The organism is Collinsella aerofaciens, assembly GCF_039836695.1.
Taxonomy (GTDB): domain Bacteria; phylum Actinomycetota; class Coriobacteriia; order Coriobacteriales; family Coriobacteriaceae; genus Collinsella; species Collinsella aerofaciens_BD.
Genome location: NZ_JBDPAC010000017.1, coordinates 38,337 through 53,218, shown reverse-complemented (window position 1 = coordinate 53,218; position 14,882 = coordinate 38,337). Strand labels below are relative to the sequence as shown.

Sequence of the window (14,882 nt, the reverse complement as noted above, 5' to 3'; positions counted from 1 at the left end):
TTGCCCGTATCGTAGGCAATGCGCCGAATGCTCGCCATCGAAATTTATCGGTGGCCCACTTCAGACTGTAATGGGCAACCGAGCTCGACACGGCTTTTGTCTCGATCTGTAACATATAGAGAACATTTTCTCCCCTATCTGTTACAGGTTGAGATATTACGCAGAGACCCCAGCTTACGTCTCATTCTGTAACAGTACGAACGGTTTTCCGCCCCTTCGTGTTACAGATCGAGACAAATCTGAAGCTTGGCCGGTGCCAAACCCGCTGACTTATCGACATAAATAGAAACGGGCCCTGTCCCACAAGGGAACAGAGCCCGAAACTCTCATGGAGCCAGTGACAGGAATCGAACCTGCAACCCACTGATTACAAATCAGTTGCGCTACCGTTGCGCCACACTGGCACACTTGGCGCTTTCGCGCGAAGCCTGTTAAGAATAATGGAATTGCGGACGGGGCGCAACAGGCCGCACGGCGTTATATAAATATGCAAAATCCAGCAACAGCGCGTACCAGGCCCGTTCATTTCTGTCAGTGCGCCCTCAATCTTAAAACCATTCGCCAGAACGAATAGTTTTAATTACAATTGGCTATATAAAACTATTCGTTCTGGCGAAGGGTTTCGCGATGTTGACTACCAAGGAAGCAGCCGAGCTGCTCGGCATCAGCCCGCGCAGGGTGCAGGAGCTCATTAAGAACGGCGCGCTGACCGCCCGCAAGGCTTCTGGCGTGTGGCTCATCGACAAAGACAGCGTAGACGCGCGACTCCGCTCCGCAACCAAAAGAGGGGGACGACCTCGTCGTGGGCATGGGAAAAGCGAAGTCGCATTTACCCTCATGAACCGCACGCACGAAGTAGCCCAACTGGTCTACAGCACATCGCGAAAAGACTTCACCCACATCGGCGCCGACGTCGATTACGCCCACGCCCCTATTGGAGTATTTGGCCCTAATAGCCCCATATCGCTCGACTCCTTCCGCATCTGGTGGCGCGGCCGCGGTATCCCGCTCGCACGCATTGGACTAGCCTCCCTGCTTGCAGAAGCCGCAGTCGATGTTCCCGATGAACTCGTCCAGCGAAATCTTGGCCTCTCCTTATCCGACCAGTATTGGATTAGGCCCCAAGACTCCGGTCTCGCGTGGGAAGATATCAATTTCTTCAATAATGCTTTTGACGACGTCTCTCTCAGCATCGCGCCCTTCGCCCCAGAGGGCAAGGCAGCTGCCGCAAAGCCCGATAACACCTCGGACGGCAATCTTCAAAAGTACTGGACATGCGAGGATGACCGTCGAATCCTCCACAAGGCAGGTGCACATCTAAACCAGGAACCTTATAACGAGCTGGTGGCGACTGCACTTCACCGTCGCATCCTAAACGCTTGCGATTATGTGCCTTACTCGCTCGAGGGCACGGGCACTTCCGCCCTGAGCATATGCGATGTCTTCTTAACTGATGAAGAAGAGTATGTCCCTGCGTTCTATGTAAACCAGCATGCAAATGCAGACGAGCGACTAACCGATTACGAACGGTATGTAGCAAACTGCGAGGAGCTTGGAGCGACGGATATAAAAGACGCCCTTGACCGCATGATCGTATGCGATGACATCATTGCCAACTATGATCGCCATTGGCGCAACTTTGGCCTTGTGCGAAACGTAAACACGCTAGCCTGCAGACCTGCCCCTATCTTCGATTCGGGCTCATCACTCTGGTGCAACATATCACTAGAGGAGCTTAGGGCGGGAGAGCACAGTTTTACCAGCGCACAATTTCATTCAAGCCCCGCCAAACAAATGTTGCTCGTCGAGGACATGGGCTGGTTTGACGGCGACAAACTCGAGGGTTTCGTTGACGAGGCAATCGAAATCCTATCCAAAAACGACGCTCTTACAGCGAGACTGCCTTATCTAAAAGAGGCGCTAACATGGCGCCTCGAAAGAATGATCGACATCGCTGAATGGAGTTAGCGAGACAGCATCGCCCCGCCAACTCCCCTACCTCCCGCGCAGAGCTTTGAGCTTGGCCAGGGCCTCGGGGCTTAGACGGCTGCCCAGGGTCATCTTGATCTGCGGGGCCTCCTCGGCCTCGTGCACGTCGTTGTCGATCTGTTTGATCTCGTCCACCAGCATACGGCTCGAGATGCGCGTGACGCCCTTGCCCATGACGACGGCCTGGATCGTGCCGTCGCTCGATACCACGGAGCACGCGCGGCCTTCCTCGCGCGCCTCGATGCAGAGCTTTTGCACCACGGTATCGGCAGAAACGCCCGTCGGCGAAAACTCGATGCGCACGCCGCGGGCCGGCAGGTTGGGGCGCTCGCTGGAGATATTGCCCGCGCCGTCGAACACGATCACGGCCTCGTAGCGGCCCTGGGCAAAGGCGGCGACGTCGTTGATGAGGGCGGTGCGTGCCATATCGTGAACGTCGCTGGAATACGGATCGTCTGAATGGTCGTACACGAGCTTTTCGTAGCGCGGCGTGCAGTGGATCACGTTGTAGCCGTCGACCACCAGCAGCTCGGGCTTATTGGAGTGCACCGTCGAGACCGGGTCGGCGATGGCCTGCGCAAACGCATTGCCGCCCACGCCGTAGGTCGCGGCCGAAACAATCGGCTTGGCCGAGCCCTCGCCAAAGCGCTTGGCCTTGGACTTGGCACGGTTCTTTTTGGACATGCGCTACTCCTCCCCCATGAGCTCGCCGACGTTGCGGCGCAGCCACTCAAAGCACAGCGCCGTGGTCGCCTGGGCAACATTGAGGCTCTCGGTCATGCCGCGCTGGGGAAGCTTGGTCATAAAGTCGCATTTCTCGAGCACCAGGCGCGAGATGCCGTCGCCCTCGGAGCCCATGACGAGCGCCACGCGGCCCTCGAAGGGAGCATCCCAGCAGCTGCCCTCGGCGTGCTCGGAGGCGCCGCCCACCCAAAAACCAGCGGCCTTGAGGTCATCGAGTGCACGGGCAATATTGGGAACCTGCGCGATAGGCAGATGCATGACAGCACCGGCCGAGGTCTTGTAGCTGCCCACGGTCACGCCGGCGGCACGCTTGTTGGCGATGACGACGCCGGCCGCGCCCACGACCTCGGCGGAGCGCACAATGGCGCCAAAGTTGCCGTCGTCGGTCACATGGTCGAGCACGACGACAAGCGCCGGACCGTCGCCTGCGCGGTCGAGAATATCGGCGACATCAGCATAGGGGAAGTTGCCAACCTCGAGTGCGATGCCCTGATGAGCGCCATGGCTCGACAGTGCGTCGAGCTGCGCACGCGGCACATACTTAATGCGGACGCCCGCGGCATTGAGGTCGTCGACCAGGCGCGACAAGGCGGCATCGCGCTCTCCACCCTCGACAATGAGCGCGCACTTGATGGGAAAACCAGTGCGTAGCGCCTCGGCGGCAGCACGACGACCTTCGATAAACTCGCCCTTGGGAGCCTGGACAGCGTCGCGGTTGCGATCGCGCTGCGGACGTGCGGCCTGGGCGCGATCGCGCTGGCCCTTGGGAGCGGCAGCGCGGTCATTGCGGCGAATCGGACGCGAGCCAGAAGCAGCCTGCTTGCCGCCACGAGGCGCACGCTTGCGATTGTCGGCCATAAAGCGACCTCCTAAATACAACTATCAAACGAAACAAAATAAACGACCGTCCATGAATATTAATTCGGGCGGTCGGTACGGGTTTTCCAAGTGCCCGAGATTGCCGTGAAAGAGGAGCGACGCGTACTTGAGTACGCGAGCGACGGTTTGAACGGCAAGGTCGGGTGCTTGGGAAACCCGCGGGGATTAGAGAGATTTGATACGAGTGCCGGCGGCGGTATCTTCAATCGTCAGGCCCAGGTCCTTGAGCTGGTCGCGGATGGCGTCGGCCAGATCCCAGTTCTTGGCGGCGCGGGCCTCGGCGCGGGCCTCGAGAATCTTGGCAGCGGCCTCGTCCACGTCGTCACCCGTGTAGGCAACCAAACCGGCGGCAACGCCCAGCAGGCCCAGCGGCAACTCGACCTTGGGCTCGGGGAGCTCAACGCCAAGCGTATCGAGCAGCTCGGCCAGCGTGTCGGCGGCGGCAAGCGCGGCGGCCTTGTCGGCAGCATCGCCCGCCTGCTCCAGGTACTGGTTGCACTCGGTCACAAAGCCAAAGACGGCACCCATGGCACCAGCGGTGTTAAAGTCGTCGTCCATGCACTCCTTAAAGGTGGCACGAGTCTCGGCGGCCTTGGCGGCAAACGCCTCGGCGGCAGCCGCATCGGCATCGGCCGTCGCATGGTTCGCGGCCCAGCGCAGGTTCTCGACCGTACCGGCGATACGCGTGAGCGAGTTCTCGGCACCCTCCAGGCGCTCCCAAGAAAAGTCGAGCGGCGAGCGATAGCTCGTCTGCAGCATCAGCAGGCGCAGGGCGGCAGCGGAGTGCTGTTCGAGGACCTCGGCCAGCGTAAAGAAGTTGCCGAGTGACTTGGACATCTTCTCGCCGTCAACCAGCAGCATGCCCGTGTGCATCCAGGTGTTGGAGAAGCCCTGGTGCCAGGCGCAGGTGGCCTGGGCGCACTCGTTCTCGTGATGCGGGAAAGCAAGATCGGAGCCACCGCCGTGGATATCGATCGGGGTACCCAGGTAGCGATGCACCATGGCGGCGCACTCGGTGTGCCAACCGGGACGGCCCTCGCCCCAGGGGCTCGGCCAGCTGGGCTCGCCGGGCTTGGCGGCCTTCCACAGGGCAAAGTCGAGCGGGTCGATCTTGTCCTCGTTCTCCTCGATGCGCGCACCAACCATAAGGTCGTCGATGTTGCGGCCCGAGACCTGACCATAGTTGGGATCGCTGCGCACGGCAAAGTACACATCGCCGTTATCGGCTGCGTAAGCGTGGCCCTGCTCGATAAGCGTCTTGATCATGGCGATCATGGGGCCGATCTCCTTGGTGGCGCGGGGGCGCACATCGGGATCGAGCACGTTGGCGGCGCGCATGACGCCGATGAACTTGTCGGAGAACTCCGTCGCGACCTCGGCAGCCGTACGGCCCTGCTCGTTGGCGCGCTTGATGATCTTGTCGTCGACATCGGTGAGGTTCTGGGCGAACGTGACCTCGTAGCCGCTCGCGATGAGCCAGCGTCGAATCACATCGAAGCTGATGAACGTGCGGGCATTGCCGATGTGGATGTTGTCGTAGACCGTGGGGCCGCACACGTACATGCGAACCTTGCCGGACTCGATGGGCTGGAACTCTTCCTTTTTATGGGTAGCGCTGTTGTAGATACGCATTCGTTACTCCTTAACGGTTTTCTGTAACAGGCAGACGGCCCAGGCGCCGATTCCCTCGCCCTGGCCTTCCCAACCGAGCTTTTCGGTCGTAGTGGCGGCGACGCCTACATTTTCGACGTCAACGCCCAGGGCATGGGCAAGGTTGGCGCGCATGGCATCGCGGTGCGGGGTGATCTTGGGTTGCTGACAGGCAATGGTGCAATCGGCATCGACAAACTCAAAGCCCAGCTCGCGCGCATAGTCCATCACGCGAGCGAGCAGCACCATCGAATCAGCACCCTCGTAGGCAGGATCGGTGTCGGGGAATAGCTTGCCGATGTCTCCCCCGCGGCAGGCGCCCAGAATGGCGTCGGCCAAGGCGTGCGCGAGCACATCGGCATCCGAGTGGCCCAGCAGGCCGCGCTCGTAGGGAATGTCGACCCCGCCGATGATACATCGACGCCCCTCCACCAAACGGTGGACGTCGTAGCCGTGGCCAATGCGCAGGTTACTGAACATAGGGAAGGTCCTCTCCCTCGGCCATGCGGCCAAGCAGAATCGCGGTTACGGGACGCAGATCCTCGGGCACCGTCACCTTAAGGTTGTCGCGCGGGCTCTGGACACAGCGGACGCGCCCGCCCATGCGCTCGACCAGCGATGAGTCGTCGGTACCGATAAAGCCCTCGGCAATCGCCGCGGCATGGGCACGCTTCATCGCGTCGACGCTAAAGATCTGCGGCGTCTGCGCGGCCCAATAGAGCTCGCGCGGCGGCGTCTCGACGATATTATCGCCGTCGACGATCTTGAGCGTGTCGATCGCGGGCTGACCGCACACGACACCGTCGAGCGAGCGGTCACCCATGAGCACGTCGATAGCGTGGTCGATGGCCTCGGTCGTAATGAGCGGACGAGCGCCATCGTGGATGGCGACATATTCGAAACCCGCCGGAACCGCATGCACGCCGGCACGGGTGGAATCCTGACGGGTATCGCCGGCATCGGCAAAGCTGATGGGCGTGTCATAGTCAAACGGGTCGATGGCAAGGCGGCGCATCTCGGCACGGCGCTCGGCAGGACACACCACCACGATATGGCCGACCTTGTCGCTACGATCAAACGCGCGGATGGACCAGCTCATGAGCGGACGGCCCGCCACGTTAACGAGCTGCTTGCCGCCGGGATTTCCAAAGCGCTGACCGCTGCCGCCGGCAACGACCACGGCGCATACGGGCGCCATTATGCGTTCCCCTGTTTGGTGCCCTTCATGCGGTACAGCGAGTCCGCAAGAATGGCAGGGTTGTTGACGCCAAAGTCGCCCAGGCGCTCCGGATCCTCGCTGATGTCGTCCATGAGCTCCTGCAGCGAGCCGTACTCGTCGACGATCTTCTCGGCCACGCCGTCGCGCACGACGGACACGCGCGAAAGCGTGCGCAGGCCCAGCGGCGTCATGACGGAGTCCTCGTCCAGGTCGTCATAGCCCAGAACTGCCGCCACGTGCTGCGGGTCGGACAGGTCCTTAGGCGTCATGCGAGCGAGCTCTGCACGAATCTTCTCGGCGTTTGCCTCGGAGGAATCGCTCGCGTAGTCGCGGATCATCAGGTCGTATTCGGTATCCATGCTGGAACCGGCGAGCTGCTCGAGCTGCATCTGCACGAGCTTGCCCTGGTTGCCCAGCTTGACGATGCAATCCTTAAGCTCGGTCTTTGCTTGCTGCATGATCTCGAAGCTCGAGAAAATACCGGTAATGTCGGCGAGCGTAACGTAGTCGTCGAGCTCGAGGGCCGTCAGGCGCAGCAGGGAGCGGTCGAGCGACTGACGAGTAGTCTGAAGCGTGGCGACGAGCTGGTTGACCGAGCTCATGATGGTGGTGACGGGCTGGATCTCGTAGCTCTTGCCGTGAACGTACACGTTAACGACGGCACGACGGGCCGAGACCGAGATCACGATGGCATCGGTGAGCACCGACATGCGAGCGGCGGTGCGGTGACGCATGCCCGTCTCGCTCGTGGCAAGCGAGGGATCGGGATTGAGGTGGAAGTTGGCGCGCAGGATCTGGGTGAGGTCGCCGTCGATGACGATGGCACCGTCCATCTTGGAGAGCTCGAACAGACGGTTCGAGGTGAACGAAATGTTGAGCGGGAAGCCGTCGTTACCGGCAGCGAGCACGTTTTCGGTGTCGCCGACGCAGATAAGGGCGCCCAGGTGACCGGCGATGATCATGTCGAGGGCGGTGCGGATCGGCTGACCAGGTGCCGTCAGGCGGATGGCCTGTTCCATACGCTTTTGCAGCTCGTTCTTATCCAAGGCATCGCTCCCATCGTATACGCTCCATAAACGCTAAATAGTTTCTCACGGTTTGTCCCCGCGGCGCTTGCGAAATCCGATGCTTACAGAATGAGCGAACACAGCTGAGAGCCCAACCCAAATGGGCTGCTTATGTGGTAGCATCGGGGTTCACATGAATGAGGGAGTAGTCGCGTGGCCGGGTTCGCCTCCGGTGGCGCGGCAAGTCAACATACTGGCCGAAACGGTCTGGCTTGCCTTAATGAACGAGACTCGTGGTTGTGCGCGCAGCGCGTACGCCACGGGTCTTTTTTGTTATTCCCCCAAGAGGTACACGCGGGCTCGCCCGCAGAGAGGGAGCCAGGCTATGGGACTCGCAGAGCTCGTGTTGCTCGCCGTTGGCCTTTCGATGGACGCCTTTGCCGTTTCCATCTGCAAGGGTCTCGGCATGAAAAAGATCAACCTTAAGGTCGCCGTGGTGCTCGGCCTGTTCTTTGGCGGCTTCCAGGCCGGCATGCCCGTAATCGGATGGGCGCTTGGCAGTCAGTTTATGGGCATCATCGGCCCCATCGACCACTGGATCGCCTTTATCCTGCTCGCCTTCATCGGCGGCAAAATGCTGTGGGAAGCCTTTACCGAGGACGAGGATGAAGGCGACGGCAAGGATGCCGAAAAGATTGACCTGGTCGAGTACCTGCTCCTCGCCATTGCCACCTCAATCGACGCCCTAGCCGTGGGCATCTCGTTTGCGGCACTCTCGGTCGACATCGTGCCCGCTGTATCGCTTATAGGCATCACAACGTTTATCTTCTCCGTCGCCGGCGTGGCGATCGGCCACACCTTTGGCGCGCGCTACGAAAAACCCGCCACCATCGTGGGTGGCGTCGTGCTCATCCTCATCGGGCTTAAGATCTTGCTTGAGCATCTGGGGATTTTGGTGCTGTAACGCCAAACACAATCGCTCAAAACTCAACGCTCGTACAAGACCTCATGCAGAGTTTTGCATGAGGTCTTTTCGTGCAGACTTTTGCATGTCATACTGATATGCAAAAGTCTGCACGTTAGGAGATCGCCGTGGATACCCTTCCCATCACCACACCGCGCCAAGCTGGCATCTACGTGCGCCAGTCACGCGAGTCGCAGGGAATCACCCGTGCGACCCTCGCTAAAAAGGCCGGTGTTTCGGAGCGCCTGCTCGCATCGCTCGAGCTAGGAGACGCCACCGGCATTCGACTCGACAAGTTGCTGACCGTCTTTAACGCACTCGGCATAGGCCTCTTCGCGCAAAGCGATAACGATTCCATCGCATCGCCCTCCGAACATCCGACGACGATAGTGAACCTCCCTATCGCGAACTCGAATACCCTGCCAAAGCCAAGCGTAGGCAGACGACCCACTCGACAAGGAACGCCATCTTCCTATGGTGCCTTGCTGGCCCAAATCGCAGCCGAGCAAGGCCTTTCCGGCACTTCAAACCTCTCCTTTGGCTGCAAGGTTGTGAAATAAATGGCAGAGATGGAGCTCGCGACCCTCATTTGTGGCGAAATCGCCGGCATTCTCCGGCAAGACGAGCATGGACTCTGCAGCTTTGCATACGCCCCAACCTATCGCGGAGCACCGTTATCGCTAACAATGCCGCTTTCCAATCGCACGTATGGCCATAACATCGTCCGCCCGTTCCTATTTGGCCTTTTGCCCGACAGTCAAGAGCAGCGTCGCGCTATTGCCACCGAGCATGATGTTGCATCCAACAACCCCGTCGCCCTCTTGTGCCATATCGGTCTTGACTGCGCGGGGGCCGTTCAGTTTTGTCGAGCCGATCAATTAGACGCCGCCCGCGGCAGGGTCTCGGCATACCGCCCGCTTACCAATTCTCAAATCGCTCACAAGCTCAAAGCAATTCGCGATGACGAAAGAGAGACATGGATGGGCTCCAACGAAAGCTGGTCCCTGGGCGGCAACCAAGGCAAATTTGCACTAGCTTGGCATGATGGACAATGGTGCGAATGTCTAGGGTCATCCCCCACTACCCATATCTTCAAAAATGGTGTCGTTGGGTTCAAACATCAGGCCTTAAACGAATTCGTCTGCATGAAAACAGCTCGGCGTGTTGGCATTCCAACTGCCAACGTCTCCTATTGCACATTTGAAGACGAAGCTGCGCTCGTCGTTGAACGGTACGACAGAATGGTCAATAGCAGCGGAAATATCGAAAGGCTGCATCAGGAGGACTTTTGCCAGGCACTCGGTGTATTGCCAACCCAGAAATACACCGCCGACGGAGGACCAACTACACGAGACATCCAAGAACGACTGATTAACACAGTCCCCCACCACATGAATCTTGTGCTTTTTACCTATATGTTGTTCTATAACGCCATTATCGGAGCGCCTGACGCACACGCTAAAAACTACTCGCTCATCCTAGGCAAAGGCACAAACGCGGCGCTCGCACCCATGTACGATGTCGCATCGGGCTTAGCATACGAACGTATGCGGCGAAAAGCGCGCCTTGCCATGAGCGTTGGCGGCGAAAATCGTGTGGGGCGCATCGGTCCAGGCGCTATCCGCCGATACCACGGTATGGAAGACCCCGCGCTGGAGGCGACGCTCACCGATGCCGGGCTATCCGAGAAGTTTTGCTTTGCGACCATGATGGACCTCGCCTACGAGGTGCCCATTTGCATGGAAGAGGTCATGGACGAATACGCCGACCTGCCCGGCATGGCGGACCTGCGCGAGCATATGCTCGGCCCCGTCCGCGAAAACTGCCAGCGCACCCTCGACCTCATCAGGGCAGAAATGGACTAGACACCAGACTATTTCCCATTTTTCAAACAAAAAAGAGGGGCACCCGTCGCAAAAGACCGGGTGCCCCCTCTCGTAATGTCATTTGCAATCTGCTAGCACGTGGCTCGGACTGCTGCCAGCGCGACCTTTACGCAGCGAGGCGCTTGAGGACGTCGATGAGCAGCTCGTAGAAGCGCTCGGCAGAAGCGAGCTCCATGCTCTCGTCCGGGGTGTGGACATCGGAGAGCGTCGGGCCCACGGCGATGGCGTCCAGGCCGTGCAGGGCCTCGGCAAACAGGCCGCACTCAAGGCCGGCGTGAATGGACTCGATGCGCAGCTCGGAGCCAAAGAGCTCGCGATAGCTCTCGACAAAGACGTCGCGGACCGGCGAATGCTCGGCATAGCTCCAGCCGGGATACTCAAACTCAAACTTGGCGTCGAAGCCCAGGACATCGGCCAGCGTCTGCAGGCGGTCCTTGAACTCGTTCTGCAGCGAGGTGATCGAGGAGCGCGGGGACAGCATGATCTTGACTTGGTCGTCAGAGGTGGCAACCACGCCGATGTTGGAGGAAACCTCGACGGAGCCGTCGGTGGCGACGTTGCGGCGGATCACACCGTTGGGGGCAAGACGCAGAGCGCGAATAAGGGCAAGTGCGGACTTCTCGTCCATGGCCTCGACCTCAGCGTTGTCGGCAATCTCAACCGCGCAGGTAAAGCCGGGGTCGAAGACCTCGAGCTCGGCAGTAACGTCGGCGATGATGCCCTTTGCGATCTGGGCCGCGGCCTCGGCGGCAGCGTGGTCGGCGTAGACCAGAACAGCCTTGCACTCACGGTTGATGGCGTTGTCCTTGGTGCCGCCGTTAAAGCTAACGATGGCGGGCTCGCCGGCGACCATCAGGCGGTCGATGATGCGGGCCATGATGAGGTTGCCGTTGCCGCGCTCCAGGTTGATATCGCTGCCGGAGTGGCCGCCCAGCAGGCCGGAGATGTCGAGCGTGAGGGTGCTACCGGTCTTGTGCTCGCGCGCGATCGGGCAGGTGTAGGTAACGACGACACCGCCGGCGCAGCTGACGGTAGCAACGCCCTCTTCCTCGGAGTCAAGGTTAATCATGGTGCGGGCGCTAATCTGGGACTTGTCGAGCGTCTCGGCGCCGACCAGGCCGGTCTCCTCGTCGGTGGTGAACACGCACTCGAGGGCGGGGTGAACAATCGAATCGTCATCGAGAACAGTGAGCATCAGAGCGACGGCGATACCGTTGTCGGCGCCCAGAGTGGTGCCGTTAGCGGTGAGGACGCCGTCCTTGACGACCAGGTCGATACCATCAGTCGTAAAGTCGTGCTCAACGGAGCCCAACTTGTCGCACACCATATCGATGTGGCCCTGCAGCATTACGGTCGGGGCATTCTCGGCGCCGGCAGATGCGGGCTTGCGAATGATAACGTTGTAGACCTCGTCCTGATACACATCGAGACCGCGCTCCTTGGCAAACGCGACCAGGAAATCGCTGATGCCTTTCTCGTTGCCAGACCCACGGGGGATCGCGCTGACCTCCTCAAAGAAATGGAACAGCTGGGCGGGCTCGTAGCCGGTAATCTTGTAGTCCATGGTGCCTCCTTGGCGCAACTGGTTAGACAGTAAGACATGCGACTTGTATATTCCCAGACTTTGCGTGCATAAACCAGTCGAAAACGCCGAGCGCCCTCGCATCATCGGCTAACGGTGGACCGTATAGCGTAACGGTCACAGCTTCCGCAGCTCTACAAATCGAGGCGCCCTTTCCGGAGCGCCTCGATTGCGCGTATCAAATTGTCGCCACGCCCTACAGCGCGCCGGAACCGGCTTGCATCATGCCGCCGGGGCCCGAGGTCACGCCGCCGCTCACGGGCGCGGCGTTGCCGGTGTGCGGTGCCGCCGGGGCGGTATCGCCACCGAGCGTGCCCGCCGGACGCGGTGCCGGGATCTCGCCCGTGCCGTGGCTAAAGACAAACTTGCCATCGGCCACGTCGCACAGGACGGTATCGCCCTCGCCCCACTCGCCGGCCAGAAGCTCCTCGGACAGCGGGTCCTCGATGAGCTTTTGGATGGCACGGCGCAGCGGACGCGCACCGTTGGTGAGGTCGGTGCCCTCGGCCACGATCTTGTCATAGGCCGCATCGGTGAGCTTGATGTTCATGCCGTTGGCAATCAAACGCTGACGCAGGTCGTCCACCAGCAGGTGCGCGATCTTGGTGAGATTCTCGCCCGAGAGCTTCTGGAACACCACAATGTCGTCGATACGGTTGAGCAGCTCGGGGCGGAACAGGCGCTTGAGCTCGCCCATCGCGCGGCCGCGAATCTCACTCGACGTGAGGCCCTGCTCGCCGGTGGTGCCAAAGCCCACGCTCGCATCCTGCGCAATCTCGCGAGCGCCCACGTTGGACGTCATGATGATCACGGTGTTGCGGAAGTCGACCGTCTTGCCCTGGCTATCGGTCAGGCGGCCCTCCTCCAGCACCTGCAGCAAGATGTTGAAGATATCGGGGTGCGCCTTCTCGATCTCGTCGAACAGCACGACCGAGTACGGGTGGCGACGAACGGCCTTGGTGAGCTGGCCGCCCTCGTCGTGACCGACGTAACCCGGAGGGCTACCGATGAGCTTGGAGACCTCGAACTCGCTACCGAACTCGGACATGTCGAAGCTGATGAGTGCATCCTTGCTGCCAAAGAGGTACTCGGCGAGCGTCTTGGCGAGCTCGGTCTTGCCCGTGCCGGTGGGACCCAGGAAGATAAAGCTGCCGCCGGGGCGGCGCGGGTCCTTGAGCGGCGAGCGGCTGCGGCGCACGGCCTTGGCAACTGCCTCGACAGCCTCATCCTGACCGATGATGCGCGTCTTGAGCACGCTTTCGGCTTGCAGCAGGCGACGGCTCTCGCTCTCGGTAAGCGAGGACACCGGCACGCCCGAAGTCACGGACACGATGTCGGCGATCTGAGAGACATCGATGGTGAGCGGGCTGGCGTCGAGCTCGGCGGTCCAGGCGGCCTTGGCCTCGGCGAGTTCAATCTCGGCGGCCTTCTGCTGCTCGGTGATCTCGGCGGCCTTGTTCATGTCGTCGCTCTCGGTGGCCTCCTGCGCGGCGGCCTTGAGCTCCTCTATGCGATGCTCGGCCTCGCGCACCGGCTCGGGCGCGCGATTCGCGGCGATGCGAGCGCGGGCGCCGGCCTCGTCAATGAGGTCGATGGCCTTATCGGGCAGGAACCGATCCTGGATGTAGCGGTTGGAAAGGTTCGCGGCGGCCTCGATAGCACCCTGCGTATAGCGCACATGGTGGTGCTCCTCGTAGCGCGGCTTGAGCGCGGTCAGGATCTTGACCGTGTCCTCGACGCTCGGCTCCTCGACATCGATGGTCTGGAAGCGACGCTCGAAGGCCGGATCCTTGGTGAGGTACTTGCGGAATTCCTCGGCCGTGGTGGCGCCAATAATCTGGAAGGCACCGCGCGCGAGCACGGGCTTGAGCATGGAGCTCGCGTCGATGGAGCCCTCGGCAGAACCGGCACCGATGATGGTGTGCATCTCGTCAATAAACAGGATGACGTCGTCAGCTTCGGTAGCCTCCTGGATCACGTTCTTGAGGCGCTCCTCGAACTCACCGCGATACTTGGCGCCCGCAACGAGGCCCGGCAGGTCGAGCGTCCAGATGTTCTGGTTCATAAGGTTCTCGGGCACGTTGCCGGCAGCGATCTGCTGTGCCAGACCCTCGACGATGGCCGTCTTGCCCACGCCGGGGTCACCCAGGATAAGCGGGTTGTTCTTGGTGCGGCGCGAAAGGATCTCCATCATGCGCTGGACTTCCTTTTCGCGGCCAATCACGGGATCGAGCTCGCCATCGCGCGCCTTCTGCGTGAGGTTGGTGGCGAACTGCTTAAGCGTATCGGTGCCACTCCCCTTTTGCTGAGAGGCATCCGAGCCGCTAAAGAACGGCAGGCCCGCACCGGGACGACCAGCACCGGCGCCGGCGAGCGGACGCTTCTTGTCCTGGTCCTTGGCGGTGAGTTTCTCGATAGCCTTTTTGATAGAGGCGGACGACACACCCAGGCGCATGAGGATGTCCATGGCCATGCCGTTGCCCTCTTCGACGATGCCGATCAGCAAGTGCTCGGTCGACACGTAGGTCTGGTTGTTCTCGCGCGCCACGCGGAATGAACGCTCCATCACGCTAATGACGAGCGGCGTAAAGGCGAGCTTGGCCGCCTCGGTCTCCTCACTGGGCTCGGGAACCGTGGTCTGGACCTCTTTGAGGGTATCCATGATGTCATCGTAGGAGATGTCGAGCGAACGCAGCGCCTCGGCGGCAATGCCCTCGTCCTCCTTGGCAAGCGCGAGCAGCAGGTGCTCGGTGCCCACCTTATTTGAATGAAGATCGAGCGCCTCTTGCTTGGCCATGGACATGACCTTACGCGCGCGATCGGTAAATCTATCTAACATGCTCGTTTCCTTACATGAGTTCATCGAAATCAAAACGCCCGCCCGTCGGCGGCGCTTTTGTCTCTTTACCCACAGGTTGTCTATGTTAACAGCTGGAGGAATATCTATAAACCCGGCTCACAT

Annotated in this window: 12 protein-coding genes and 1 tRNA gene; 4 read left to right on the top strand and 9 right to left on the bottom strand. The window is 60.5% G+C overall.

Going from position 1 to position 14,882, the window contains the following annotated elements; all coding sequences use genetic code 11:
• Positions 1 to 329: 329 nt before the first annotated feature.
• Positions 330 to 404 (bottom strand) — tRNA-Thr (locus ABG996_RS08260).
• Positions 405 to 627: 223 nt separating this feature from the next.
• Here ABG996_RS08260 and ABG996_RS08255 point away from each other — a divergent pair.
• On the top strand, positions 628 to 1,968 hold the full coding sequence (locus tag ABG996_RS08255; protein ID WP_138339595.1) for a DNA-binding protein: 1,341 nt from the start codon (positions 628 to 630) through the stop codon (positions 1,966 to 1,968).
• A gap of 27 nt (positions 1,969 to 1,995) precedes the next feature.
• Here the strand turns inward: ABG996_RS08255 and ABG996_RS08250 are convergent, their stop codons facing one another.
• The 6 genes from ABG996_RS08250 to disA all read right to left on the bottom strand — a co-directional run bounded on the left by ABG996_RS08250 (position 1,996) and on the right by disA (position 7,500).
• A complete protein-coding gene (locus ABG996_RS08250; RefSeq protein ID WP_055285223.1) occupies positions 1,996 to 2,673 on the bottom strand; it encodes an NYN domain-containing protein in 678 nt (225 codons plus the stop codon).
• A 3-nt stretch (positions 2,674 to 2,676) separates the two neighbouring features.
• Positions 2,677 to 3,591: a 23S rRNA (guanosine(2251)-2'-O)-methyltransferase RlmB gene (rlmB, locus tag ABG996_RS08245; protein ID WP_138339594.1), complete on the bottom strand. Its 915-nt coding sequence runs from the start codon at positions 3,589 to 3,591 to the stop codon at positions 2,677 to 2,679.
• Between the two features lie 186 nt (positions 3,592 to 3,777).
• On the bottom strand, positions 3,778 to 5,244 hold the full coding sequence (gene cysS / locus ABG996_RS08240; RefSeq protein WP_138339593.1) for a cysteine--tRNA ligase: 1,467 nt from the start codon (positions 5,242 to 5,244) through the stop codon (positions 3,778 to 3,780).
• 3 nt (positions 5,245 to 5,247) lie between these two features.
• Positions 5,248 to 5,742 carry a 2-C-methyl-D-erythritol 2,4-cyclodiphosphate synthase gene (ispF, locus tag ABG996_RS08235; protein ID WP_006234975.1) on the bottom strand — a complete coding sequence of 165 codons (495 nt, stop codon included), beginning with the start codon at positions 5,740 to 5,742 and terminating at the stop codon, positions 5,248 to 5,250.
• The gene (gene ispD, locus ABG996_RS08230) at positions 5,732 to 6,460 is read right to left on the bottom strand and encodes a 2-C-methyl-D-erythritol 4-phosphate cytidylyltransferase (RefSeq protein WP_138339592.1); all 729 of its coding nucleotides are present in this window, start codon (positions 6,458 to 6,460) and stop codon (positions 5,732 to 5,734) included. Before ispD ends, ispF begins: the two co-directional genes overlap by 11 nt.
• On the bottom strand, positions 6,460 to 7,500 hold the full coding sequence (disA, locus tag ABG996_RS08225; protein ID WP_006234973.1) for a DNA integrity scanning diadenylate cyclase DisA: 1,041 nt from the start codon (positions 7,498 to 7,500) through the stop codon (positions 6,460 to 6,462). The genes ispD and disA overlap by 1 nt, the downstream gene beginning before the upstream one ends.
• Before the next feature lie 373 nt (positions 7,501 to 7,873).
• On the opposite strand from disA, the gene ABG996_RS08220 reads away from it, so the two are divergent.
• From ABG996_RS08220 to ABG996_RS08210, 3 genes are all read left to right on the top strand, one after another.
• Positions 7,874 to 8,452 carry a manganese efflux pump MntP gene (locus ABG996_RS08220; protein ID WP_347479546.1) on the top strand — a complete coding sequence of 193 codons (579 nt, stop codon included), beginning with the start codon at positions 7,874 to 7,876 and terminating at the stop codon, positions 8,450 to 8,452.
• A 128-nt stretch (positions 8,453 to 8,580) separates the two neighbouring features.
• Positions 8,581 to 9,012, top strand: a complete 432-nt coding sequence (locus ABG996_RS08215; protein WP_347479544.1) for a helix-turn-helix domain-containing protein — start codon at positions 8,581 to 8,583, stop codon at positions 9,010 to 9,012.
• Positions 9,013 to 10,317 (top strand): type II toxin-antitoxin system HipA family toxin, encoded by a 1,305-nt coding sequence (locus tag ABG996_RS08210; protein ID WP_347479542.1) that lies wholly within the window; start codon positions 9,013 to 9,015, stop codon positions 10,315 to 10,317. It begins immediately after the preceding gene.
• Between the two features lie 127 nt (positions 10,318 to 10,444).
• Here ABG996_RS08210 and ABG996_RS08205 read toward each other — a convergent pair whose 3' ends face one another.
• Together ABG996_RS08205 and ABG996_RS08200 are read right to left on the bottom strand one after the other, a co-directional pair.
• Positions 10,445 to 11,902, bottom strand: coding sequence for an aminoacyl-histidine dipeptidase (locus ABG996_RS08205; RefSeq protein ID WP_347479540.1), 1,458 nt, complete (start codon positions 11,900 to 11,902; stop codon positions 10,445 to 10,447).
• A 214-nt stretch (positions 11,903 to 12,116) separates the two neighbouring features.
• Positions 12,117 to 14,759 (bottom strand): ATP-dependent Clp protease ATP-binding subunit, encoded by a 2,643-nt coding sequence (locus tag ABG996_RS08200; protein WP_117745782.1) that lies wholly within the window; start codon positions 14,757 to 14,759, stop codon positions 12,117 to 12,119.
• Positions 14,760 to 14,882: the final 123 nt, after the last annotated feature.